At 67.6% G+C, this 23370-nt stretch carries 23 protein-coding genes; 11 read left to right on the top strand and 12 right to left on the bottom strand.

Annotated elements, in window-relative coordinates:
* The first annotated feature begins 66 nt into the window (after nt 1-66).
* A complete protein-coding gene (locus D4766_RS03975) occupies nt 67-1749 on the top strand; it encodes an ATP-binding protein (RefSeq protein ID WP_120716281.1) in 1683 nt (560 codons plus the stop codon).
* A 4-nt stretch (nt 1750-1753) separates the two neighbouring features.
* Here the strand turns inward: D4766_RS03975 and D4766_RS03970 are convergent, their stop codons facing one another.
* The 3 genes from D4766_RS03970 to D4766_RS03960 all read right to left on the bottom strand — a co-directional run bounded on the left by D4766_RS03970 (nt 1754) and on the right by D4766_RS03960 (nt 6959).
* A complete protein-coding gene (locus D4766_RS03970; protein WP_120718043.1) occupies nt 1754-3196 on the bottom strand; it encodes an MATE family efflux transporter in 1443 nt (480 codons plus the stop codon).
* Nucleotides 3197-3249: 53 nt separating this feature from the next.
* Nucleotides 3250-3984, bottom strand: a complete 735-nt coding sequence (locus tag D4766_RS03965; RefSeq protein WP_120716280.1) for a 7-carboxy-7-deazaguanine synthase QueE — start codon at nt 3982-3984, stop codon at nt 3250-3252.
* A 203-nt stretch (nt 3985-4187) separates the two neighbouring features.
* The gene (locus D4766_RS03960) at nt 4188-6959 is read right to left on the bottom strand and encodes a valine--tRNA ligase (protein ID WP_234024882.1); all 2772 of its coding nucleotides are present in this window, start codon (nt 6957-6959) and stop codon (nt 4188-4190) included.
* 81 nt (nt 6960-7040) lie between these two features.
* Between D4766_RS03960 and D4766_RS03955 the strand changes: the two genes are divergently transcribed.
* Genes D4766_RS03955 through D4766_RS03940 form a run of 4 tightly spaced genes read left to right on the top strand, consistent with a single transcriptional unit; the run spans nt 7041 to nt 10721 of the window.
* Nucleotides 7041-8150: an MlaE family ABC transporter permease gene (locus D4766_RS03955; protein ID WP_120716279.1), complete on the top strand. Its 1110-nt coding sequence runs from the start codon at nt 7041-7043 to the stop codon at nt 8148-8150.
* Entirely contained in the window at nt 8150-9139 is a 990-nt protein-coding gene (locus tag D4766_RS03950) for an ABC transporter ATP-binding protein (protein WP_120716278.1), read from the top strand. Before D4766_RS03955 ends, D4766_RS03950 begins: the two co-directional genes overlap by 1 nt.
* A gap of 9 nt (nt 9140-9148) precedes the next feature.
* Complete coding sequence (locus D4766_RS03945; RefSeq protein ID WP_120716277.1) at nt 9149-10099, top strand: MlaD family protein; 951 nt, start codon at nt 9149-9151, stop codon at nt 10097-10099.
* Nucleotides 10100-10136: 37 nt separating this feature from the next.
* Nucleotides 10137-10721: an ABC-type transport auxiliary lipoprotein family protein gene (locus D4766_RS03940; protein WP_325049114.1), complete on the top strand. Its 585-nt coding sequence runs from the start codon at nt 10137-10139 to the stop codon at nt 10719-10721.
* Nucleotides 10722-10746: 25 nt separating this feature from the next.
* Here D4766_RS03940 and D4766_RS03935 read toward each other — a convergent pair whose 3' ends face one another.
* The 8 genes from D4766_RS03935 to crcB form a co-directional block, all read right to left on the bottom strand.
* On the bottom strand, nt 10747-11550 hold the full coding sequence (locus tag D4766_RS03935; protein ID WP_120716276.1) for a lipid II flippase Amj family protein: 804 nt from the start codon (nt 11548-11550) through the stop codon (nt 10747-10749).
* A 60-nt stretch (nt 11551-11610) separates the two neighbouring features.
* Entirely contained in the window at nt 11611-12207 is a 597-nt protein-coding gene (locus D4766_RS03930; protein ID WP_120716275.1) for a J domain-containing protein, read from the bottom strand.
* Nucleotides 12208-12305: 98 nt separating this feature from the next.
* Nucleotides 12306-13001, bottom strand: a complete 696-nt coding sequence (locus D4766_RS03925; protein WP_120716274.1) for an ATP12 family chaperone protein — start codon at nt 12999-13001, stop codon at nt 12306-12308.
* Nucleotides 12998-13258, bottom strand: coding sequence for a hypothetical protein (locus D4766_RS03920; protein WP_120716273.1), 261 nt, complete (start codon nt 13256-13258; stop codon nt 12998-13000). Before D4766_RS03920 ends, D4766_RS03925 begins: the two co-directional genes overlap by 4 nt.
* Nucleotides 13251-13901 carry an HAD-IA family hydrolase gene (locus D4766_RS03915; protein WP_120716272.1) on the bottom strand — a complete coding sequence of 217 codons (651 nt, stop codon included), beginning with the start codon at nt 13899-13901 and terminating at the stop codon, nt 13251-13253. The genes D4766_RS03920 and D4766_RS03915 overlap by 8 nt, the downstream gene beginning before the upstream one ends.
* The gene (locus tag D4766_RS03910; RefSeq protein ID WP_120716271.1) at nt 13898-14497 is read right to left on the bottom strand and encodes an FMN-binding negative transcriptional regulator; all 600 of its coding nucleotides are present in this window, start codon (nt 14495-14497) and stop codon (nt 13898-13900) included. Before D4766_RS03910 ends, D4766_RS03915 begins: the two co-directional genes overlap by 4 nt.
* Nucleotides 14497-15621 (bottom strand): RluA family pseudouridine synthase, encoded by a 1125-nt coding sequence (locus tag D4766_RS03905; protein WP_120716270.1) that lies wholly within the window; start codon nt 15619-15621, stop codon nt 14497-14499. Before D4766_RS03905 ends, D4766_RS03910 begins: the two co-directional genes overlap by 1 nt.
* Complete coding sequence (gene crcB, locus D4766_RS03900) at nt 15621-16028, bottom strand: fluoride efflux transporter CrcB (protein ID WP_194955789.1); 408 nt, start codon at nt 16026-16028, stop codon at nt 15621-15623. Before crcB ends, D4766_RS03905 begins: the two co-directional genes overlap by 1 nt.
* 197 nt (nt 16029-16225) lie before the next feature.
* Between crcB and rpsU the strand changes: the two genes are divergently transcribed.
* The 6 genes from rpsU to gatB all read left to right on the top strand — a co-directional run bounded on the left by rpsU (nt 16226) and on the right by gatB (nt 22218).
* The gene (rpsU, locus tag D4766_RS03895; protein ID WP_120716269.1) at nt 16226-16432 is read left to right on the top strand and encodes a 30S ribosomal protein S21; all 207 of its coding nucleotides are present in this window, start codon (nt 16226-16228) and stop codon (nt 16430-16432) included.
* Between the two features lie 116 nt (nt 16433-16548).
* Nucleotides 16549-17115 (top strand): FKBP-type peptidyl-prolyl cis-trans isomerase, encoded by a 567-nt coding sequence (locus tag D4766_RS03890; protein WP_120716268.1) that lies wholly within the window; start codon nt 16549-16551, stop codon nt 17113-17115.
* 51 nt (nt 17116-17166) lie between these two features.
* A complete protein-coding gene (locus tag D4766_RS03885) occupies nt 17167-18927 on the top strand; it encodes a DUF4153 domain-containing protein (protein WP_120716267.1) in 1761 nt (586 codons plus the stop codon).
* 10 nt (nt 18928-18937) lie between these two features.
* Complete coding sequence (gene gatC / locus D4766_RS03880; RefSeq protein ID WP_120716266.1) at nt 18938-19240, top strand: Asp-tRNA(Asn)/Glu-tRNA(Gln) amidotransferase subunit GatC; 303 nt, start codon at nt 18938-18940, stop codon at nt 19238-19240.
* Nucleotides 19241-20725: an Asp-tRNA(Asn)/Glu-tRNA(Gln) amidotransferase subunit GatA gene (gatA, locus tag D4766_RS03875; protein ID WP_120716265.1), complete on the top strand. Its 1485-nt coding sequence runs from the start codon at nt 19241-19243 to the stop codon at nt 20723-20725.
* Complete coding sequence (gene gatB / locus D4766_RS03870) at nt 20716-22218, top strand: Asp-tRNA(Asn)/Glu-tRNA(Gln) amidotransferase subunit GatB (RefSeq protein ID WP_234024881.1); 1503 nt, start codon at nt 20716-20718, stop codon at nt 22216-22218. Before gatA ends, gatB begins: the two co-directional genes overlap by 10 nt.
* A gap of 69 nt (nt 22219-22287) precedes the next feature.
* Here the strand turns inward: gatB and D4766_RS03865 are convergent, their stop codons facing one another.
* Nucleotides 22288-23193 carry a GGDEF domain-containing protein gene (locus tag D4766_RS03865; RefSeq protein ID WP_162935646.1) on the bottom strand — a complete coding sequence of 302 codons (906 nt, stop codon included), beginning with the start codon at nt 23191-23193 and terminating at the stop codon, nt 22288-22290.
* Nucleotides 23194-23370: the final 177 nt, after the last annotated feature.

Here is a 23370-nt window from a genome sequence, read left to right as displayed (position 1 = left end):
TTGACGCGATCTTAACCGCACCGGCTTCATCACGCCCCCCGGGATTAATCGAGGGGCGCACCCGTCATGGGCGATATGGACCGGCAGACTTTCAACAGCTTCCAGCCGCAGGAGGCCGTGACCGCGGGCGGCGATACCGGCCCGGACAACGCGATGCAGCCCATCGGGGTGGTGCTCGAGATCGCCGGCTCGGGATCGCAGATCGCGCTCGATCTCGAACGTCTCAACGAGTGCATGGCGGACGAGGACCCGTCGATCGCGCTCGCCGGACAGGTCGGCAGCCAGGTCAAGATTCGTGTCGGCAATTCTTGGCTGCTCGCCAGCGTCCGCAACCAGAAGCAGGACCGGCGCGCGGGCGGCGGCGTGCTCGCCAACATCGACTTCCTAGGCGAAGGCAACGAGGAGAAGCTGACGGGGCGCATCCACGGCTTCCGCCGCGGCGTCACGCGCTATCCGGTGCCCGGTGCCCTTATCTATCCCGCGACCACCGCGGACCTCAGGCAGATCTACGCCAGCGACGGACGCAGCAACATCCAGATCGGAACGGTCTATCCCACCCGGGATATTCGCGCCGGCCTCTACATCGACGCGATGCTCGGCAAGCACTTCGCGCTGCTCGGCTCGACCGGTACCGGCAAGTCGACCAGCGCCGCGCTGATCCTCCACCGCATCTGCGAGGCGGCGCCCGACGGGCACATCCTGATGATCGACCCGCACGGCGAATATTCCGCCGCGTTCCGGACGACGGGCCTGATCCTCGACGTCAGCAATCTGCAGATGCCGTACTGGCTGATGAATTTCGAAGAGCACTGCGAGGTGCTGCTCACGACCAACGGCAACGATCGCCAGATCGATGCCGACATCCTCGCCAAGTGCCTGTTGCGCGCGCGCGCCAAGAACCGGCTGGCCGAAACGATGGGCAAGATCACCGTCGACTCGCCGATTCCCTATCTCCTGTCGGACCTGTCGAACGAGATCCAGAACGAGATGGGTAAGCTGGACAAGGCGACCAACACCGCGCCGTACCAGCGGATCAAGACCAAGCTGGAAGAACTGAAGAGCGATCCGCGCTACCAGTTCATGTTCTCCGGCATGCTCGTGGGCGACACGATGGCGGATTTTCTCGCCAAGATCTTCCGCATGCCCTCGAGCGGCAAGCCCATCGCGATCATTGACGTGTCGGGCGTGCCGAGCGACATCACCAGCACGGTCGTCGCGGTGCTCAGCCGGTTGGTGTTCGACTTCGCCATCTGGGGACGGGAGGAGAAGACCCGCCCGGTGCTGCTCGTCTGCGAGGAAGCGCACCGCTACGTCCCCAACGAGAAGAACGCCGACGGCTCCAGCGTGGGCACCATCCTCAGCCGGATCGCAAAGGAAGGGCGCAAGTACGGCATCAGCCTCGGCCTCATCACCCAGCGTCCGTCGGACCTTGCGGAAGGCGTGCTGAGCCAGTGCGGCACGATCATCTCGATGCGCCTCAACAACGACCGCGACCAGGCGTTCGTGAAGGCCGCCATGCCCGAGGGCGCGCGCGGTTTCCTCGACAGCATCCCGGCGCTTCGCAACCGCGAGTGCATCATCTGCGGCGAAGGCGTGGCGATCCCGATCCGGGTCAGCTTCGACAACCTGGAAGAGCAGAAGCGCCCGGCATCCGACGATCCCAGCTTCGTCGAGCTGTGGCGCCAGTCGGGCGGCGAGGAGGACCGGGTCCACCGGATCGTCCAGCGCTGGCGCTCCCAGGGCAAGTAAGGGGTTACATCTCCGGCTTGAAGCGCCCGGCGGCGTCGCCGTCGGTGTGGCATTCTTCGGCCGCGCGCTCGGGGCTGATGGCGAGGCCTTTCTCGCGCCACCCCTTGCGCCGGTAAAACCAGATCGCGAGCAGCATCGACACGCTCGAGCCGAACGGAAAGGCGAGCCACAGCGCGTCCTGGCCGAGCATGTCGCGAAAGCCGTAGTAGAAGCCGAGCCGCGCCGGGAACATCGCGACGGCGAGCACGATCAGTGGCACCCACACGACGCCGCCGGCCCGCATCGTGCCGAACAGGACGATGGTGACGCCGAACAGGATGAAGCTCCAGCTGGCGAGGAACTGGATATGCCGGGCAAGCGGGACCGCCGGGCTATCAGGTCCCAGGAATAGCACCAGCGCGGCCCTGTCGAACAGCAGCATCAGAGCGGTGATCGTGCCGGTCATGGCAAGGTTGGCGATGATGCCGGCGCGGCTGATCTGGTCGAGCCGACCGGGCAGACGCGCACCGATCGCCTGCGCGGCCATCGCGCTGTTCGCAGCACCGATCGCCATCGCGGGCATCTGGATGTAGGTCCACAGCTGCAGCGCCGCGCCGTATGCCGCCGCCGCCAGCAGCCCTTCGCGGTTGACGAGACCGATGAAGACGATGCCGGCCGACGACACCAGCAGCATCTGCGCGCCCATCGGCAACCCCTTGCCGACGATGTAGCCGAGTTCCTGCCGCCGCGGCACCAGATAGCCGATCTCGCTTCCGCGCAGCCGCAAGGGCAGGTCGCGGGCATAGACATAGGTCACGAGCGCGGCGAGCGAGACGTAGTTCGCGATCGCGGTCGCCGTGGCCGACCCCGCGATGCCGAGCCGGGGGAACGGCCCGATCCCGGCGATCAGCAGGGGGTTGAGCGCGACGTCGATGACGACGGTCAGGATCATGAACAGGAACGGGGTGCGGCTGTCGCCCGCACCGCGCAGCCCCATCGCGATCATCACGGTGACGATGCCGCCGGGGATCGAGACGAAGATGATCCGCAGGTAATCGAGAGCCAGTGCGTAGGATGCGCCGGGCGTACCGAGCGCTCCGAGCAACGCGGGCGCGAATATCCAGCCGAGCGTCGCCACCAGCACCGCCATCGCCAGGCACAGGCCGAGCGCGCTACCGAAGGTCCGCCGGGCGGCATCCTCCTGCCCCGCGCCGAAGAACTGCCCCATCTTGACCGTCGCCGCCATGCCGAAGCCGAAGACGGTCGAGAACACGAGGAACATGACGATGTTGGCGTTCGCGGTCGCGGCCAGCGCGGCCTCGCCGATCAGCCGGCCGACCCAGATCGAATTGACCGTACCATTCAGTGACTGGAGCAGGTTCGAGCCCAGTGTCGGCAATGCGAACAGAACCAGCGTCTTGAATACGGGGCCACTGGTCAGGTCGCGGGTACCCTTGCGGCGCGGCATGCCGACGGCCGGGGCTGGGCCGGGGATCGGGGCAGGCGGGGCTTCGGTCTCGCTCATGTTCCGCGCGTGTCGCCGTAGAGGTGGATGTGCAGCCGGTCGCTCATGCGGAAGCCGTGCTCGACGCAGAGCGGGGCGAGCCATTCTTCGCGCGCACGCAGGGTGGGGGTGTCGGTCCCTTCCGGCATCAGGAAGATGCGGTCCGCCGTGATGCCGAAGCCGGCCTGCAGCGCGAGAACCTGCGTCACGTCGGCCGGGGCGGCGACGACGAACTTGAACCAGGCGCGCGGGTCTGCGGCCCAGGCCGCGAGACGGGCAGGGGGCAGGGCGAGTTCCGCCGCGTTGCCGCTGTGCGCGAGCTTCGGACTGACGGTATAGTGCCCGACGAAGGCGTCGAACCTTGCGGGGGGCTCGACCGTGCCGTTGGTCTCCACCTCGATCGCGTGATCGGGGAGGAGAGCGGCCATCTCCGCCAGAGCCGTGGCCTGCAGCAGCGGCTCACCCCCGGTCACGACGAGGCGGCGCGGCGGGAGGCGGTCGATCGTGCGGGCGGCCTCGAGCGGGGACAGGGCGACCTGGTTCGCCTTGCGGTCGTAGGTCTTGCCGCCGCGATGCGGGCGCGCGTCGCCATCGAAGTGCCAGGTGTAGGCAGTGTCGCACCAGACGCAAGCGAGGTTGCACCGGCTGAGGCGGACGAACGTGCACGGCACCCCCGCCGACAGCCCTTCGCCCTGTAGCGAGGCGAAGATCTCCGGTTCGCCGGTGTCGTCGGTGGCGAGGGTCAGGTTCATGCGCTCACCGAGGGCGTGTCACACCTGTCACAGTGTCCAGAGGGGAAAGTGTCGCCTTGGCGGGCCGGGGCGTCGCCTTGCAGGGGCAGGGCGTCGCCTTGTCGCAGGATCATGTCGCCTTGCGAACGGTGCGAGGGGCGGGCGGCGGGCATCGCCGTGCCTTGGCACAACACGGCGGGGTAGGAAAACGCTTCGCGCGCCACCTATCCCAGCCGTGCCAGCGCCGCCTTCAGCCGTTCGGCTTCCGCCGCGTGATGGGCGTGGTCCGCGCGGGCCTTTTCGACCGCCTCGGGCTTCGCGCGCTCGACGAAGTTCGCATTCGAAAGCCGGCCCGCGAGGCTCGCGGCTTCCTTCTCCGACAGGGCCAGCGCCTTCTTCCATCGCTCCCTTGCTCCTGCGGTGTCCACAGCACCGTGGAAATCAAGTCGACCCTCGATGCCCGCGAATGTCAGTTGGACCTCTCCAAGCAGTCCCATGTCCGCAAGGTCGCGCTCGGCTACTTGTGTGAAGTCGCTAGCATCACCCCAGAAACCCATATCGCGAGCATCTGAAATCCATAACGCGTCCGCGCGCACCATGCGGAAAAATGCAGCGCGGTTGTTCTTAAGCCACCGCCGGTAAGGGTCATCAATCAGCGTAACGCCTACGGTCAATCGCTTGGCGCTCGCTTCCAAACCGGCTTTGGTCGCACGGACCTCGGAAATGAGCCCAATGAGCCACTCAACCTCGGCCTTGGCGGCGGCATCGCCCGACGCACCAGGTTCGGGCCATTTGGCGACGATGAGTTCGTAGGGCCGCTCGCCCCCCTGGAATCGTGCCTGCGCGTTCCACAGCTCTTCGGTCACGAAGGGCATGAACGGGTGGAGCATGACGAGGATCTGATCGAGAACCCAGCCGGCGACGGCCTTCGTCTCGTCGTCGACCTGTCCCTTGATCAGTTCGAGGTACCAGTCGCAGAACGTGTCCCACGCGAAGCGGTAGATCGCGTTCGCCGCCGCGTCGAATCGCAGGTCGGCCATCGCCTTGTCGATTGCGCCAAGGGTATCGACCACCTCGCCGACGATCCACTTGTTGACCGCATGGGTGGCTTGCGGCGCGTGCAGCGTCTGCGAAGCCCCGATACCGTTGGCCTGGCAGAAGCGGGTCGCGTTCCACAGCTTGGTGGCGAAGTTGCGGTATCCCTCGACCCGCGCCTCGTCCATCTTCACGTCGCGGCCCTGGCTTTCCATGGCGCACATGAAAAAGCGCAGCGCGTCGGCCCCGTACTTGTCGATCAGGCCCAGCGGGTCGACGACGTTGCCCTTGGACTTCGACATCTTCGCGCCGTCGGCGGCGCGCACGAGCCCGTGGAGATAGAGCCGCTTCCACGGTACTTCGCCGAGGAAATGCATCCCCTGCATCGCCATCCGCGCGTCCCAGAAGAACAGGATATCGAAGCCCGAGATCAGCAGGTCGTTGGGGTAGTGCTTGGCGAGGAGGTCCGTCTCCTCCGGCCAGCCGAGCGTGGCGAAGGGCCACAGCGCGCTGGAGAACCACGTGTCGAGCACGTCTTCGTCGCGGGTAAGCACCACGCCTTCGCCGGCGAGGGCCTGCGCCTCGGCCTCGGTCGGCGCGACATAGACCTGCCCGTCGTCGGCATACCACGCCGGGATGCGGTGCCCCCACCAGAGCTGGCGGCTGACGCACCACGGCTGGATGTTCTCCATCCAGTTGAAGAAGGTCTTCTCCCAGGTCTTGGGGACGATCTCGATCCGGCCGTCCTTCACCGCCTGGATCGGGGCCTGCGCCAACTTCTCGGCATCGACGTACCACTGGTCGGTCAGCCAAGGTTCGATCACTACGCCGCCGCGGTCGCCGAAGGGGGTGGCAATCGTGCGCGGTTCGGCGTCGTGTTCCTCGCCATCCTTGTCGACGTGGGGGATGAGGAAGCCCAGGTCTTTCATCTCCGCGACGACCTTCGCCCGCGCGTCGAAGCGGTCCATGCCGAGGTAGCTTTCGGGCACCAGTCCGTCGGCGGTCTGGACCACCTTCGCCTCGGCATCGAGCATGTTGAGCATGTCGCCCGGCTCAATCCCGGCGCGCTTGCCGACCTCGAAGTCGTTGAAGTCGTGCCCCGGGGTGATCTTGACGACACCGCTGCCGAGTTCGGGATCGGCGTGCTCGTCGGCCACCACCCGGAAGCGGCGGCCGGTGATCGGCTGGACGATCTCCTTGCCCACCACGCCGGCATAGCGTTCGTCGGACGGATGCACGGCCACGGCCATGTCGGCCAGCATCGTTTCGGGCCGGGTCGTCGCGACGACGAGGTGATCGGCGCCGGCATCGGTCGTCGCACCGTCCGCCAGCGGATAGCGGAAGTGCCAGAAGCCGCCCTTCACGTCCTGCGTCTCGACCTCGAGGTCGCTGATCGCGGTCTTCAATGCCGGATCCCAGTTCACCAGCCGCTTGTCGCGGTAGATCAGCCCCTGGTTGTAGAGGTCGACGAAGACCTTGGTCACCGCCGCGCTGAAGTGCGGGTCCATGGTGAACTGCTCGCGCGACCAGTCCATCGAGCAGCCGAGGCGGCGGAGCTGGCCGGTGATCGTGCCGCCGCTTTCCTCCTTCCACTCCCACACCTTGCCTACGAATTCCTCGCGGCTGTAGTTCGTGCGCCGGTCCTGCCGTTCGGCCATCTGCCGTTCGACGACCATCTGCGTCGCGATGCCGGCGTGGTCGGTGCCGACCACCCACAGTGCATCCTTGCCCCGCATCCGCTCGTATCGCACCACGACGTCCTGCAACGTGTTGTCGAGGGCGTGGCCGATGTGGAGCGAACCGGTGACGTTGGGCGGGGGATTGACGATGGTGAAGGGCGTGGCGTCCGCGCGCTCGGGGCGGAACAGCCCGGCCTGTTCCCAGTGGCGGTACCAGCGCGTTTCGATCGCGGCGGGGTCGAATGTCTTGTCGAGTTCGGTGGCCATATCGGCCGGTGCCATGCCAGCGCCGTTTCGCAGGCGCAACACGCGTATCAGCATCCGCTTGTCGCGGCGCGGTTTTCGCCGCATATGCGCGCCTAGATGAGCGACGGGGCGGACTTCGAATTCGGCGGCGAGGGCGGCAACCGGCGGCTGGTGCTGTCGGGCAACTATCTGGTGTCCACGCTGGGCCCGGTCGACCAGGACCTGCGCGCCATCGACGAGCCGGTGTCCGAGATCGACATCGGCGGCATCGACGAGATCGACACGCTGGGCGCGTGGATCGTCCTCGGGCTCGCCCGCAATACCGGCGGAGCGGTCGTCGGTGCCAGCGAGCGCGCGCAGCGGCTGATGGATTCGCTGAAGAACGCGGAAAGCGGCGGGACGGTGACGCCCGAACGCCCGCCAGCGTACGTCCGCGTCCTCTCCGCCGCCGGCGAACGCGTGGGCGGAATGCGCCGCGGCACGGTCAACGGGGTCTCCTTCCTCGGCGGCTTCATTTCGGCGGCGGTTTCGATCATCCGCCATCCGCGCCGTTTCCGGACGAAGGCGTTCGTCCACCAGGTCGAACTCGTCGCGGTCCAGGCACTCGCGATCGTAGGGCTGATGAGCTTCCTCATCGGCATCGTCATCGCGCAGCAGGGTGCGGTGCAGTTGCAGCAGTTCGGCGCCGAGACGCTGACGGTCAACCTCGTCGGGCGGATCACCTTGCGCGAACTGGGCGTGCTGATGACCGCGATCATGGTCGCCGGCCGTTCGGGCAGTGCGTTCGCCGCGCAACTCGGCACGATGAAGCTGACCGAAGAGATCGATGCGATGCGCACGATCGGCATTTCGCCGATGGAAGCGCTCGTGTTGCCGCGGGTCCTCGCGGTCACGCTGATGATGATCCTCTTGGGTTTCTACGCATCGGTCATGGCGATCATCGGCGGTGCGGTGATCGGCGACCTCATGCTCGGCATCCCGTTCACCAGCTTCCTCAGCCGGATCAAGGAAGTGGTGCCGATCTACGACCTGTACGTGGGCCTCGTGAAGGCGCCGGTCTTCGGCCTCATTGTGGGAATGACCGGGTGCTACCAGGGGCTGCAGGTCTCCGGCAATTCGGAGGAAGTGGGCCTGCGGACAACGAAGGCGGTGGTCGTCGCGATCTTCACGGTGATCGTGCTCGATGCGTTCTTCGCGGTATTCTTCACGCAGGTGGGCTGGGCATGATGGCCGACGAGACCGAACCCCAGGCCCCGCCGGCCGAAGACGATGCCGCCGCGGTCGCGGCCGAGAACGGCGCGGCCACGGCCCGCGCGGAAGATCTCGGCGATCCCGACGTCAACCGCCCGTACGAGCGGTTTCGCGGCGAATACCCGATCGTCATCGAGGGGCTCAGGAACAGCTTCGGCGACCAGGTGATCCACGAGAACCTGTCGCTGAAGGTCAAGCGGGGTGAAATCCTCGGCGTGGTAGGGGGGTCCGGCACCGGCAAGTCGGTCCTGATGCGCTCGATTATCGGGCTGCAGATACCCGACGAGGGGCACATCGACGTGTTCGGCCGCTCGATCACAGATGGCGAACCCGACGACGTGATCGGCGTGCGCAACCGCTGGGGCGTCCTGTTCCAGGGCGGCGCGCTGTTCTCCACCCTGACGGTGGGCGAGAACGTCGAGGTGCCGCTCAAGCAGTTCTACCCCGACATCGAACCCGACCTCATGCACGAGATCGCGCGCTACAAGATCATGCTCTCGGGCCTCCCGGCCGAAGCGGCGGCGAAGTATCCGAGCGAACTGTCCGGCGGCATGAAGAAGCGCGCCGGCCTCGCCCGGGCGCTGGCGCTCGATCCCGAGCTCCTGTTCCTCGACGAGCCGACTGCGGGCCTCGATCCGATCGGCGCGGCGGCGTTCGACCAGCTGACGCTGGAACTGCAGCACACGATGGGGCTGACCGTTTTCCTCATCACCCACGATCTCGATACCCTTCACGAGATATGCGACCGGGTGGCGGTGATCGCCGACAAGAAGGTGATCGCGGTCGATACCGTACCCAACCTGATGAAGCTCGATCACCCGTGGATCCAGGAATACTTCAACGGGCCGCGCGGGCGGGCTTCGCTCACCGCGCAGGCGCTTGATACGCTGCGCAAGCACATGGACCAGCCGGTGGCGCTCAACGCCGTCAAAGCGTTGGACAATCCACCAAGCAAGAAGGCATAGGCGAGGCGAATGGAAACCAGGGCCAATAATGTCTGGGTGGGGGCGGTCACGCTGGCGCTGCTGGCGGCTCTTGCGCTGTTCTTCGTCTGGCTGTCGAACCTCAACAAGGGCGAACAGGAAGAGTACGACATCTTCTTCAAGCAGTCGGTCGCCGGCCTTGCCAAGGGGTCCGCGGTCAGCTTCGCGGGCGTGCCCGCGGGGCAGGTCAGCGAGATCAAGCTGTGGGAGAAGGACCCCGAATTCGTCCGCGTGCGGGTGAAGATCGACGACAACGTGCCCATCCTCGTCGGCACCACCGCCACGATGCAGGGCTCGTTCACCGGCGTTTCCACCATCCTGCTCGACGGCGCGCGCAAGGGCGCCAAGCCGATCACGTGCGAGACCACGGCCTGCCCCGAAGGCGCGCCGGTCATCCCGCCCAAGCCCGGCGGGCTGGGCGAACTGCTGTCGAACGCGCCGCTGCTACTCGAGCGGCTGGCGACGCTGACCGAACGGCTGACGCTGCTGCTGGGCGACCGCAACCAGGCCTCGATCGCGGGTATCCTCGACAACACCAACCGTATGACCGCCGACCTTGCGCAGGCGACCCCGCAGGTCCAGCGCACGATGGCCGAACTGCAGGTCACGCTGGGCGAGGCGAGCCAGGCACTTGACCAGTTCGAAAAGGTCATGGGATCGGCGGACACCCTCCTCAACAGGGAAGGGCAGAGCCTGGCGGCGCAGATGCGCACCACGCTGCAGTCCGCGGATAACGCGGCCAAGTCGCTGTCGACCACCCTCGAGGACGCGCGACCGGCCGCCCGCCAGCTGTCCGAAAGCACGCTGCCCGCTGCCGAGGCGACGATCCGGGACCTGCGCGAAACCAGCAAGTCGCTCCGCGAAGTGACCGAAAAGATCAACAGCCAGGGCGCAGGCGGCCTGATCGGCGGCCAGAAGCTGCCCGACTACAAGCCCAAGTGACGTCCACCCAAACGACCCCGAGCGAGTGAGTATCGCCATGACCATGACCCGTATCGCACTCGCCTCGGCCTCGGTCCTGATGCTGTCGGCCTGCATCAGCTTCGGTCCGAAGACGCCCGAAAGCCTGCTGAACCTGACCCCTACGGCGTCGGTACCGGCGGGCACCACGATCAACGGCGACGTCGCCAGCGCGCTGCATATAAACGAGCCCGACGCCCCGGCGAAGCTGGCGGTCACGCGCGTGCCGGTGCAGATCGACGACAGCAATATCGCCTATGTCGAAAACGCCGTCTGGGCCGACCGACCGACGCGTTTGTTCCGCAAGCTGCTGGGCGAAACCATCCGCGCCAAGACCGGCCGGCTCGTGATCGATTACGACGATCCGGCGCTGACCCCCACGAACCAGCTGCGGGGCACGCTGCAAGACTTCGGCTACGACGCGCGGACCGGAAGCGTGCGCGTGACGTTCGACGCGGTGCGCGACGTCAACGGCACCCAGGTGACCACGCGCCGCTTCACGGCCGAAGTGCCCGGTGTCGTGGCCGAAGCCGCGCCCGTCGGCATAGCGCTCAACATGGCGGCCAACGACGTCGCAGGCCAGGTTGCCGACTGGGTCCGCTGACCGGTTTCGTGGCGGCGCGGCGGGTTCAAATCCGCGCCGCGACCCACGCGATGGCGAGCGCGGCCGGCAGGAACAGCGCCTGCGCCAGGATCGTGCCCACCAGTCGGCTGCCCGATATCCACACGATTGACCGGCGATAGGCCGCCTCGCTCGTCTTGCCGTCGATCACGTCGTCGGTGAGCAGCGAGAGCTGCGGGTCGATCACGAGGAACAGCAGGATCGTCGCGAACCCGTTTATCAATGCCGACAGCTGCGAGGCGGTGACGCGGAACTGCGGCTCGACATACCCGGCGTAGATCGACGCCAGGACGCCGACGACGAGGATCGCCTGCGCGAAACAGTTGGCGGCGAGCACGCTCCAGCCCACCTCGCGTGGCGGCTTCAGCGACATCGGGCGGCGCACCTTCGGCAGGGTCGCCGAGTCACGCAGGGTCCGAAGGCCGCCGGGCGTGAACGTGCGCAAGGCCACCCGGGCGAGCGAGCGGCGATGCTGCATTCCCTCGATCACCCGCGCCATCAGCCTCTGTGCCGCCGGGACCAACGCGATTCCCACTACCACGCCCAGCGTCGTCGCCAGCAGGATGATGCGGAAGTCGGCCTGCAGGTGCGCGCCCGCCCCTCGCGCCAAGGCGTTCTCGACCCGCTTGGCGATCAGCGGCGCCAGGAAGCCGTTCGACAGCCGCGATACCAGCACCAGCGCGTTGAACAGCGCGAAGCTCATGGCGATCTTGCGGGTCCGCACACCGGCGATGCGCGCGGCGTAGGCCAGCGCGCCGATCAGATTGATGATCGCGGTCAGCACGCAGATGATGAGGAGCGATCGGTCCATCGGAAGTTCCCGGGTTGCCGCCGCCCCTTAGCGGCGCGATCGGCCGGGTGCGAGCGGGACCTAGCGCGAGCCGCCGTTTTCCTCGTCCGGATCGGCGAGTGTCAGCAGCAGCCGTTCGGCACGGTGCGCCCGGCTTTGCGAGATTACCTCGTCTACGCCGCCGATCGTGATGACAAAGCCCGAGTCCTCGGCGACTTCGACGAAGCCCTTCGACTTCAGGTACCACATGTGAAAATCGAACGAGTCCGGCGAACACCCGATCGCTTGCTGCAGGTGCCACTGCCCGACGCTGGCATCGGTGGGGTGCGCGCGCCGCCGCTTGTAGAGCGCGAGCAGGATGCGCGAATGCATCTCGGCATCGGACACCGCGGTCCGTTCGTCGAGCGCGTCCGCGTCGTCGCACCGGCCGTTCGTGATCGTCTCTTGCCGGTTCGGGAAGAAGCGGTCGTCGTACTCCTTGCGGGCGACCGGATCGCGCAGCACACGGTAAGCGGCAGTGACTTCATCGAACCGGTCGATGTCGGTCGTGTCGGGCGAATCCGGATGGAACCGCTTGGCGAGAAGATGGAACGCGACCTCGAGCTCGCGCTGGGAGCAGCCGGGATCGACGTGCAGAACCTCGTAGAAATCGATGAATTCCGGTACGCTGCGCGGCATGGGGATACCCCTTGGATCGGTAAGCCTGGACTGTGCGATCCCTGACCGTTCTTGCGGTCGATTCGCCTTTGCTTAGGCGAAATGCCGGCGCGCCGCGATCACCTTATCGCATGCGCGAACGCGTGAGCCTGTAGGAACGCCTGCGCGCGTTTGGTGCGCCGCGCCTCCGCTTCGGAATCGCTGCCCCACTGCTCCGCCTGCCAGGCTTCCTCCAGTTCGGCAGCCGCCCACAGCGCGGCCGGATCGGCATCTACCTCCAGTGCGGACAAGCCGGTGACCAGCGACGCGGCGAGCGCGGTTATCGTCTCCAGCGCGGCGAGCGTCAGCGGATCGAGCCCGGTCAGCCGGTCGCGCAAAGTCGCCAGCGTCTCGGGTGCGAGCGGGCGGTGGAGAATTCCGCTGGCCCGCTCCATCCGCAGCCCTTCGCGCGCCTCGAACGCGGCGAGGATCGGCTCCCAGACCTCCTGCTGCCGCTTCCACAGCGGCTCGTCCGGATCGGCGCGGTAGCAAAGGGTGTCGGTCTCGGCATAGCGCAGCACGGTATCGATCGTCCGGCCCGGGTCGGCGGCGACCGCATCGATCGCATAGTCGGCCATGTCGCGCGCCGGGAAAGTCGCAGGATCGATGTCCTCGCCCTGCGCGCGCCATTCCGCCGCGAGCATCTCGGCCAGCGCCGGCGTGGGCAGCACCTGCGGCGCGCCGGTCGCCTGCGTCCGGATCGGCCGCCCGTCGAGCAGCACCCGCCATCCGCCGTCGCGCTCCTCGACAGTCGCGTCCTTCCAGAACCGCTTCATTCCGGCCGTGTCCTCCACAACCGCGCGAATGCCAGGGGCGCGATGAAGAAGTCCAGCAGGCCCACGACAAGGAGGACCCACCCGACCTTCTGCGACCAGTCGATCCCCCCCTGCAAAACGAGGATGCCGAGCACGATCAGCGCAGCCCCGACGAGCCGGTGGATGGATATGAAGGCGAACCGGACACGCTCCTGATTGGTGGGAGGGGTCGGCTCCATCCGGCCTTCGGTGCTGTGTTCGGGAGGGCGGCTAGCCATGTAGAAAGGTCTCCAGTTCTTCGGCGTCGGCAGCGACGGCTTCGGCCCCCGCTGTGCGCAGTTCGGTTGCGGCGTGATAGCCCCATGCGACACCGACCGCGCGCACGCCCGCCGCGCGGGCCATCGCCATGTCGAACGTCGTGTCGCCGATCATCACTGCCTCTTCCGCACGCGCGCCGGTCTCGAACAGCGCGGCCTCCAGCATGGCGGGGTGGGGCTTCGACGGATGCCGGTCGGCGGTCTGCAGCGAGGCGAAATGCCCTTCGATGCCGTGCCCCGCGAGACAGCCGGTCAGCCCGCGGTCGGACTTGCCCGTGGCGACGGCGAGGGTCCAGCCGCCATCGACGAGGCGGCCGAGAAGGTCGGCGATGCCGGCGAACAGCGGTTCTTCCAGCCGTCCCTCCTCCCGCGCCGCACGGAAAGCGATCTTGTAGGCATCGACCGCCGCGGCCTGCCGGCCCGGATCGGCATCGGGTGCGAGCGCGCGCACTGCCTGCGGCAGGCTGAGCCCGACGATGCGGCGTACCGCGTGGCGACCCGGCGCGGGCAGGCCGGCTTGGGCGAAGGCTGCCTCCATCGCATCGCAGACCGGGGCCTGCCCGTCGACGAGGGTGCCGTCGCAATCGAACACCGCCAGCTTCATGGCGCGAGGCTCCGCATGAGAGCGGCCAGCGCGGGGGCACCGTTCGCCTCGTGCCCCTCGGCGATGGTCTCGCGAACCTCGGCGGGCTGTTTCTGGCTAAGCTTGAAGGTAGGGCGCCAGGCCTGCACCTCCATCTCGAACCCCACGATGCCACCGAGCAGCTTGTCCCACATCGCGGCGGGAGTCTCGTCGGCGGACCATTTCTCACCGCCCAGTCGCGTTTCATGCTTTTCGATGAAGGTATGGAGCAGGGCTTCCAGTCCCTCCCGCTCCATTCGCCGAACACGCCCTTCCATTTCCAGCGCGACGTAGTCCCATGTGGGGACCGTCGCCCGGTCGGCGTACCAGCGCGGGCTGACGTAGGCGTCGGGTCCGTTGACGGTGAACAGCGCGGTCTCCCCGTCCAGCCATTTCGTCAGCGCATTGCCGCGCGATAGGTGAAACTGGATCGCCCCGTCACCGGTGCTCACGAGCGGTGTGTGCGCCACGCGCGGGCCATCGGGGGTGCCGGCGAAGACCATGCCGAAGCCGATTTGGTCGATCAGGGCTTCGAACAGGCCGCGATCCTCGCTGCGGAACAGCGGGTTCGGGTGCATCAGCGCTTGCCCTTCTTTGGCCCCATGGATTTACGCGTTTCGGCCCGCCCGCGACGGGTGGGCTTGGACTTGCGAAGCTGCTTGGCATGCTGGCGCGCGGCCTGCTTCTTCTCGTCCTTCGTCCGTTCCGGCGGGCCTTCGGTGGGCGAGGCGTCGCTCAGGGTTTCGTCGAAGCCCAGCTGCTCCATGCTCGCGGCGAAGTGTTCGGGCAGCGGGGCTGTGACGTCGAGCTTCGTCTTGTCGGGGTGATCGATGATCAACCGCCGGGCATGAAGGTGCATTTTGCGGCTGATGCTGCCGGTCAGGAACGCCTCGCGGCCGCCGTACTTGCCGTCGCCCACGATCGGGTGGCCGATCGCTTCCATATGGGCGCGCAGCTGGTGCGTGCGCCCCGTCAGCGGTTCGAGCTCCACCCAGGCGGCGCGGTTGCCAGCGCGGTCGATCACGCGGTAGCGGGTGCGGGCCGGCTGGCCGTTTTCCTCGTCGACGTGCATCTTCTCGCCGCCGGTGCCCGGCTGCTTGGCGAGCGGCGCTTCGATGAGGCCGTGCCCGACCTCCGGAATGCCCATGACGAGCGCCCAGTAGACCTTCTTCGCGCTTCGGCCCGAGAACCGCTTGGAAAAGAACGCCGCGCTGCCCGGGGTGCGGGCGATCAGCAGGACGCCGCTGGTATCCTTGTCGAGCCGGTGGACGAGCCGCGGGCGCGGACCGCCATCCTCCACGAAGGCATCGAGCAGGCCGTCGACGTGGGCGGTTGTCTTGGTGCCGCCCTGGGTCGCGAGGCCGGGCGGCTTGTTGAGCACGATCGCCGCACGGTCCTGCACCAGCACCATGGCCTCGGCCTCGGCGATCTGTTCGGGGGAGAGCTCGCGCCGCGCGGGGGCCGCCTTGCTGCGCGGCACGTCGCCGCCCGGCGGTACGCGCAGCACCTGGCCCGCGGCAAGCCGGTCTTCCGGCTTGGCACGCTTGCCGTCAACGCGGACCTGCCCGGTGCGGGCCCAGCGGCTGACGGTGGCGAAGCCGATCTGCGGCAGGTGCCGCTTGAACCAGCGGTCGAGCCGGATGCCTTCGTCGTCGGACCCGACGGTGAACTGGCGGACGTTGTCGGTGCTCTGGTCGGTCATCAAGCGAGCCGCATCGCGATGAGGCCGATGTAGAGGCCGGTGAGCCCCGCCAGCACCGAGACCGCGGCATAGGCGAACGCGCTTCCCGCCTGTCCGCGCTCGATCAGCAGCATCAGCTCGAGGCTGAAGGCGGAAAACGTCGTGAAGCCCCCCAAAAAACCTACGCCCACGACGAGCCGCCAGGTTTCCCCCGCACCGGGCCCCGCCTTAGCCAGCCAGCCCGCCAGGAGGCCCATCGCCAGGCTCCCGATTACATTCACGGCCAGCGTGGCCCATGGAAAGGCGGATACGGCGGCGGGGCCCAGCGCGCCGGTCATCGCACGGCCGAGCTGATAGCGGAGCACGGCGCCCGCTCCGCCTCCGGCGAAAACCATTGCGCTGGCCGTCAGGGGACTGGGAGCTGTCATCGAGCAGCCCTTAGCGGGGCCGGAGCCCTCGTGCAAAGTGCCCGTAAGGGTTGCAGAATCGCCCGTGCACGGTTAAGGGCGCCCCGGTTCGGACGCGTCCGGGAACGGATGCGCCGCTTTTTTCGTATGTATACAAGGGCGTTACCCCGCCATTCGATGCGGGCTCTGGGCTTTTGCAGTGAGGTGTTGGACTTTTTATGCAGATCATGGTTCGCGATAACAATGTCGATCAGGCCCTGCGCGCGCTCAAGAAGAAGCTGCAGCGCGAGGGTGTCTATCGCGAAATGAAGCTGCGTCGCCACTACGAGAAGCCGAGCGAGAAGCGCGCCCGTGAAAAGGCCGCCGCCGTGCGCCGCGCCCGCAAGATGGAGCGCAAGCGGATGGAGCGCGACGGGGTCAAGTAAGGCTCCTTGCACGACACATCACGATAAGGCATCGGGGCGCGGAGCAATCCGCGCCCTTTGTCGTTCGCCCTTAGCAGTTCGCCTTTCGTCGTTCCGGGCCCTTTCAGGATATCACGATGACCGAGATCACCCGCGTTCCCCTTCAGCCGATCGCCAAGGGGTCGCTGACCAAGCTCTGGCTCGGTGTCGTCGTCGCCGTGCTGCTGGGTGCGGGTATCGCCTTCGCCAGCGTGCCCGACGGAGTGACCGTGGACACGATCACCGAAGGCACCGGGCCGCGCCCGGGTCCGTCGGACGTCGTCTTCATCAAATACGTCGGCACGCTGGCCGACGGGACCGAGTTCGACCGTTCGAAGGAACTGCCGTTCCCGACCGGCGGCATCATCCCCGATGGGATGCCGATGCAGGTTTCGGGCGTGGTCCCCGGCTTCGCCGAAGGTCTGCAGCAAATGCAGAAGGGCGGCAAGTACGTCGTCAATATCCCGGCCAAGGACGCCTATGGCGACGCCCCGCCGCCGAATTCGCCGATTCCGCCGAACGCGAACCTGACGTTCGATGTCGAGATGGTCGACTTCATGAGCGAAGCCGAGGCGACCCAGCGGTTCCAGGCGCTGCAGCAGATGATGCAGGCTCAGCAGGGCGGCGCCGAGGCTCCGGCAGGCCCGCCCGCGCCGCAGCAGTAAGGCGCTTTTCAGCGTTTACTCACCTCCCGCTCATGCTTTGAGCGGCGCGCCGTGCCAGCTATCGTCGACCCCGAACAGGCGAAGTGGACGATGACCGAGCAAACGATCGACCCGGCGAGCGGTGACGCAGTTACGGGTTCGCGCTGGCCCGTGCGGCCGTGGCTGCTGGCCGGACTGCTCGCGCTTGCCGGTCTCGCGATATGGGCCGCGACCGGCGGCGACGGTCCCGACACGAAGGAAGGCTGGCGCGCCGCGCTCGGAGCATTCGTGTTCTTCGGTGCAGGCGCGTTCGCATTCTCGCTCGAGCGGGACCGGTGGCGGGGGCCGCTTGCCTTCGCCGCGCTGGCGGGCCTCGTCATGGCAGGCCTCGCGTGGCGCGCTGTCGGTTCGGGCGATGCGCATGCGGGGTCTGAATACGGGTTCCTCGCCGGACTGGCCGCGACCGGCATCGCTCTGCCGCTGTTCCAGGCCGGGTTTCACCGCACCCGTTTCGCCACCCCGTACGCGCGTATCCACCGACAGGTCTGGGACGATGCCATCTGCCTTGCCGGCAGCGTAGTGTTCCTGGGTGCGTCGTGGTTGCTGCTGTCGCTGCTGTCCGAACTGTTCCACCTGCTGAAGATCGAGGTGCTGCGCGACCTGATGCGCGAGGGGTGGTTCGGTGCGACATTCTCCGGCGCGGCGCTGGGTGCGGCTCTCGGCACGCTGCGCAACGAGATCGGGATCATCGGCACGCTGCGCACGGTCGTGATGGCCGTCCTGTCGATCCTTGCCGTGCCGCTGGCGGCGGGGCTCGCGCTGTTCCTCGCTGCGATGATCGTCTCGGGCCCCGACGTCCTGTGGGAAGCGACACGCAGTGCGACGCCGGTCCTGCTCGCCTGCGCGGCCGGCGCATGGGTGCTGGCCAATGCGATCCTGCGCGAGGACGATGGCGAGAGCAGCGGTAACCGGGCCCTGCGTTTGGCGGCGCGCGTCCTTGCGCTCAGCATCCTGCCGCTCACCGTCTTCGCCGCGGTGTCGATGGGGACGCGGGTGGCCCAGCACGGGCTCAGCCCGGAACGGCTGTGGGGCATCGTCGCGATCGCGGTGGCGACCGCCTGCGGCCTTGCATGGTTCGTGGCGGCGGTGCGGGGCCGGCGGCACGGATGGCAGGAGAACCTGCGCCGCGCGAACCTGAACCTGGCGGTGCTTGTGTCGGCCGTGGCGCTGTTTTTGGCCCTGCCGATCTTCGACTTCGGGGCGATCGGCGCGCGCCAGCAGGTGGCGCGGCTGGAACGCGGCACGGTCAGCGCGGAGGCATTCGACTACGAGGCGCTGCGCTGGGAGTTCGGAGATGCGGGGCGCAAGGCGCTTGCAGCCCTAGGGCGAAGCGACCGGCCCCAGGTCGCTCGGCTGGCGCGGCTGGCCTTGCGCGACAGGCGCGTCACACAGGTGGAACCGCGCCGGACCGACCGCGGCCTCATCGTCGTCCGCACCGCCGATCCCGCCGTGAAGGACCGGGTCTATCGCAACCTCGCCACCGACGGCTATCGCTGCGCGCAGGGGTGCTATGTCATCGATCTGGGCCCCGCGCGCGGCGGCCGTCGGTTCGCCATACTGGGCGGCATCACGGCGAACGTGGTGATAATCGATGCCGAAGGCCAGTTCGAACCCGACATCGAAACGGACCTGCGGGCCCAGACCACGCTCTACCGGCACGGCGACACGGTCGAGGTTCGCACGGTCCCGCGCAAGACGCTCTTCGTGAACGGCAAGCCGATCGAGGTGCTCGATCCCGCAAGGGCGCTTGAAGGGGCCCCGACCGGTCGCTAGGGCCCGGGCCATGTCAGTAGACCGCAAAACAGTGGCCAAGATCGCTTCGCTCGCGCGCATCCGGATGGATGATGCCGCGCTCGACCGGCTGGTGCCCGAATTCAACAACATTCTCGCCTGGGTCGAACAGCTCGGCGAGGTGGACACCAGCGGCGTCGAGCCGATGACCGCGGTGATCCCGAACCACCAGCGCCTGCGCGACGACGTGATCGATGCAGACCCGCTGACCGGCGGCGGCGTGCGCGACGCGGTGCTGGCCAACGCCCCCGCGCCCGAACACGGCTTCTTCGGCGTGCCCAAGGTGATCGAGTAAATGACCGACCTGACCGAACTCGGCGTCAAGGAAATCCGCGACGGGGTGCGCGCCGGCGACTTCACCGCGGTGGAGGTGGCGGAAGGCTTCAACGCCAACGTCGCTGCCGCGCAGGACGCGCTCAACGCCTTCATCGTCGCCACACCCGATCTGGCGGTCGAGGCCGCACGGGCCGTCGATGCGGACCGCGCGGCGGGCAGGGACCTCGGCAAGCTCGCCGGCGTGCCCATCGGAATGAAGGACCTGTTCGCCACCAGGGGCGTGCAGACCACCGCGGCGAGCCACATCCTTGAAGGCTTCGTGCCCGAGTACGAAAGCACCGTGTCGGCGAACCTGTGGAATGCGGGCGCGGGCATGCTGGGCAAGCTCAACCTCGACCAGTTCGCGATGGGTTCGTCGAACGAGACGAGCTATTTCGGCAACGTGATCTCGCCGTGGCGCAAGGACGGGGCCAATGCCGGCCTCGCCCCCGGCGGCTCCTCGGGCGGCAGCTCGGCCGCGGTCGCGGCGCGGCTGTGCCCGGCGGCGACCGGCACCGACACCGGCGGCTCGATCCGCCAGCCGGCCGCGTTCACCGGCATCGCCGGGATCAAGCCGACTTACGGCCGCTGCAGCCGATGGGGCATCGTGGCCTTCGCCAGCAGCCTCGATCAGGCGGGCCCGATGGCGCGCGACGTCACCGATTGCGCGATCATGCTGGAGGCGATGGCCGGCTTCGATGCCAAGGATTCGACCAGCCTCGACATGCCGGTGCCGCAGTGGGAAGCGGGCCTCGATCCCGACCTCCGCGGCAAGAAGGTCGGCATCCCGCGCGAATACCGGATGGACGGCACCGACGCGGACATCCTCAAGAGCTGGGACGACGGCATTGCCTGGCTGAAGGACGCAGGCGCCGAGATCGTCGAGGTGAGCCTGCCACACACCAAGTACGCGCTGCCCGCTTATTACATCGTCGCCCCTGCCGAAGCTTCGAGCAACCTCGCCCGTTACGACGGCGTGCGGTACGGCCTGCGCGACCTGCCGGACGGCGCGAACCTGCAGGACATGTACGCCGCCACCCGCGCCGCCGGTTTCGGCGACGAGGTGAAGCGCCGGATCATGATCGGCACTTACGTGCTGTCGGCAGGCTTCTACGATGCCTATTACAATCAGGCGCAGCGCGTCCGCACACTGATCGCGAACGACTTCGCGGCCGCGTTCGGGCAGTGCGACGTAATCCTCGCACCCACGACGCCGACCGCCAGCTTCCCGCTCGGCGACAAGGTTGACGATCCGCTGGCGATGTACCTCAACGATGTCTTCGCCGTGCCCGCTTCGTTGGCGGGATTGCCCGCGATGAGCGTGCCGGCCGGGCTGAACTCCGAAGGGCTGCCGTTGGGCCTCCAGATCATCGGCCGCGCCTTCGACGAGCAAGGCGTGCTCAACGCCGGACTCGCGATCGAGAGCCACGCGCAGTTCAACGCCAAGCCGGAGAAATGGTGGTGAGCACCTACCGCATCCAGGGCGCCACGGGCGAATGGGAGGTCGTGATCGGCCTCGAAGTCCACGCGCAGGTCACCTCCAATGCCAAGCTGTTCTCGGGCGCCGCGACCGCCTTCGGGGCGGAGCCGAACAGCCAGGTGTCACTCGTCGATGCGGCGATGCCCGGCATGTTGCCGGTGCCCAACCGCGAATGCATCCGGCAGGCCGTGCGCACCGGCATGGCGATCGACGCCCAGATCAACGCATGGAGCCGGTTCGACCGCAAGAACTACTTCTACGCGGACCTTCCGCAGGGCTACCAGATCAGCCAACTCTACCATCCGATCGTGGGCGAAGGCTCGCTGACGATCGAGGCGGACGAGAAGGCCGGCATCCCCGCGGACAAGGTGATCGGGATCGAGCGGATCCACGTCGAGCAGGACGCGGGCAAGCTGATGCACGACCAGCACCCTTCGTTGTCCTACGTCGATCTCAACCGCAGCGGCGTCGCGCTGATGGAGATCGTCAGTAGGCCAGACATGCGTTCGCCCGCCGAAGCAGGGGCTTACGTGCGCAAGTTGCGGTCGATCCTGCGCTACGTCGGATCGTGCGACGGCAACATGGAAGAAGGTTCGATGCGGGCCGACGTAAACGTCAGCGTGCGCAAGCCGGGAGAGGAATTCGGCACCCGTACCGAAACGAAGAACGTGAACTCGGTCCGCTTCGTCATGCAGACGATCGAGCACGAGGCCCGCCGGCAGGTCGACCTGATCGAGGACGGCGGCACGGTGGTGCAGGAAACCCGGCTGTTCGATCCGGGCACCGGCACCACCCGCTCGATGCGGTCGAAGGAAGACGCGCATGACTATCGCTACTTCCCCGATCCCGACCTGCTGCCGCTGGAGCTCAGTGAGGATTTCCTCGCCGAATGCCGTCAGAGCCTGCCCGAACTGCCCGACGCCAAGCGCGCCCGGTACGTCGAGGCGCTCGGCCTCTCGGACTACAACGCGCGCGAACTGACCGCCGAGGTGGAAACGTATGCGCGGTTCGAGCAACTCCTGTCGGAAACCGCCGGGAAGCTCGGGAAGAGCGACAAGGACGTCGCTACGCAGGTCGCCAACTGGACGCTGTCGGTCGCGCCCGGCGTGATGAACGCAATGGGCGGGGCGAACCCGGCGCACGCCACCGCCGCTGCGCAGGCGGCCATCCTCGCCATGCAGAGCGCGGGCGAAATCAGCGGCGGACAGGCCAAGGAGATCTTCGAGATCGCCCTCAAGACCGGCCGCGACCCCGCCGAGATCGCCGAGACGGAAGGGCTCAAGCAGCAGTCCGACACCGGCGCGATCGAGAAGGTCATCGACGAGGTGCTGGCCGCCAACGCCGACAAGGTCGCCGAATATCGCGGCGGCAAGGACAAGCTGTTCGGCTTCTTCGTCGGCCAGACGATGAAGGCGATGCGCGGGCAGGGCAACCCGGCCGTCGTCAACCAGGTCTTGCGCGCCAAGCTCGACGGGTGACGCCGGGCGAACCGGATTCCGCCGAATAGCCGTTCCGCAGCGCCGTTTCGGCGCGTGCGAAACGGCCGCTCAGTGGCAGCTCTTGCCGAGCGACCACGGGCTTGCGGCCCCTTCGGCGCACACGACCCGGGCCCGGCCGCGCGATTTGGCGGCGAGCAGCGCGAGTTCGGCATTGCGCAGGGCGGCATCGGCGCTTCCGGCAATCCGGGCGAGGCCGGCGCTGGCGGTCAGGCGAAGGCCGCGCGGCACTTCGGCGCCCAGTTCGCGCAGCGCCGCGACCACGCTCTCACAGGCCGACCGCGCTCCGCCCGCGTCGGCCCCCGGCAGGAGAACGCCGAAACTGCCGCCGCCGGTGCGCGAGATGATGTCGTCGGGCCCCAGCAGCGCCCGCATGAGCCGGGCGCAAGCAACCAGCACGCGGTCCCCGCCGCTGTGTCCGTGGCGCAAGTTGATCGAACGGAAGTGGTCGAGATCGAACAGCGCGAGGTGCCCGGCCGCTCCGCGCTCCACGAGGTGCGCCAGCATGCGGGTGAACGCGTCGCGGTTGGTGAGCCGGGTCAGCGGGTCGGTCATCTCGGCGGTGAAGAGCCGGTCCTCCAGGGACCTGCGATCCTCGATCGACCGCAGGAGCCCCAGCGCCCCCCGTCCGGCAGGAAGCGGGCCCAGCTTCATCTCGAGCCAGCGCTGCGCCCCGTCCTGCGCGATCGCCAGAACCTCGATCCAGCCGGTACCCGTCCGTCCGGCGACCGCTGCGCCGTGCTCGGCAATGACGATCTCGGCGCACGACGGGTGCAGCAGTTCGAGCAGGTGGCGGCCGACCGGATCGCCCGCGAAGGCAAGGCCCAGCCGCGCACTCGCCGGAGTGGCATGGACGATGTGCCCGCGCGGATCGGTCTTGAGAACGAGATCGGTCGGACTGCCCGCCACGAGCTCATAGAGCGCCGAGTATTCACCCGGCGAGAAAGTGCCCCTCATTCGCTTCCGACGCCCCCTATGGCGTCTTCCGGGCATGCGATCGGAACCCGATTCGCGAAACCCGGAAAACTAACGAAACCCCCTGTCCCGCACCAATGCCCTAATGCGAGACGGCGAACAGAGGCGGTAGCCCCCGGCGGTGTAGCGACGGTCGTTCCGTTTTTCGTTAGTCCAAAC

Origin of the sequence: Tsuneonella amylolytica, from assembly GCF_003626915.1 — a bacterium.
GTDB lineage: Bacteria > Pseudomonadota > Alphaproteobacteria > Sphingomonadales > Sphingomonadaceae > Tsuneonella > Tsuneonella amylolytica.
Note: the sequence above shows the minus strand (reverse complement) of the source record. Positions and strands in the feature narration are given on the sequence as shown.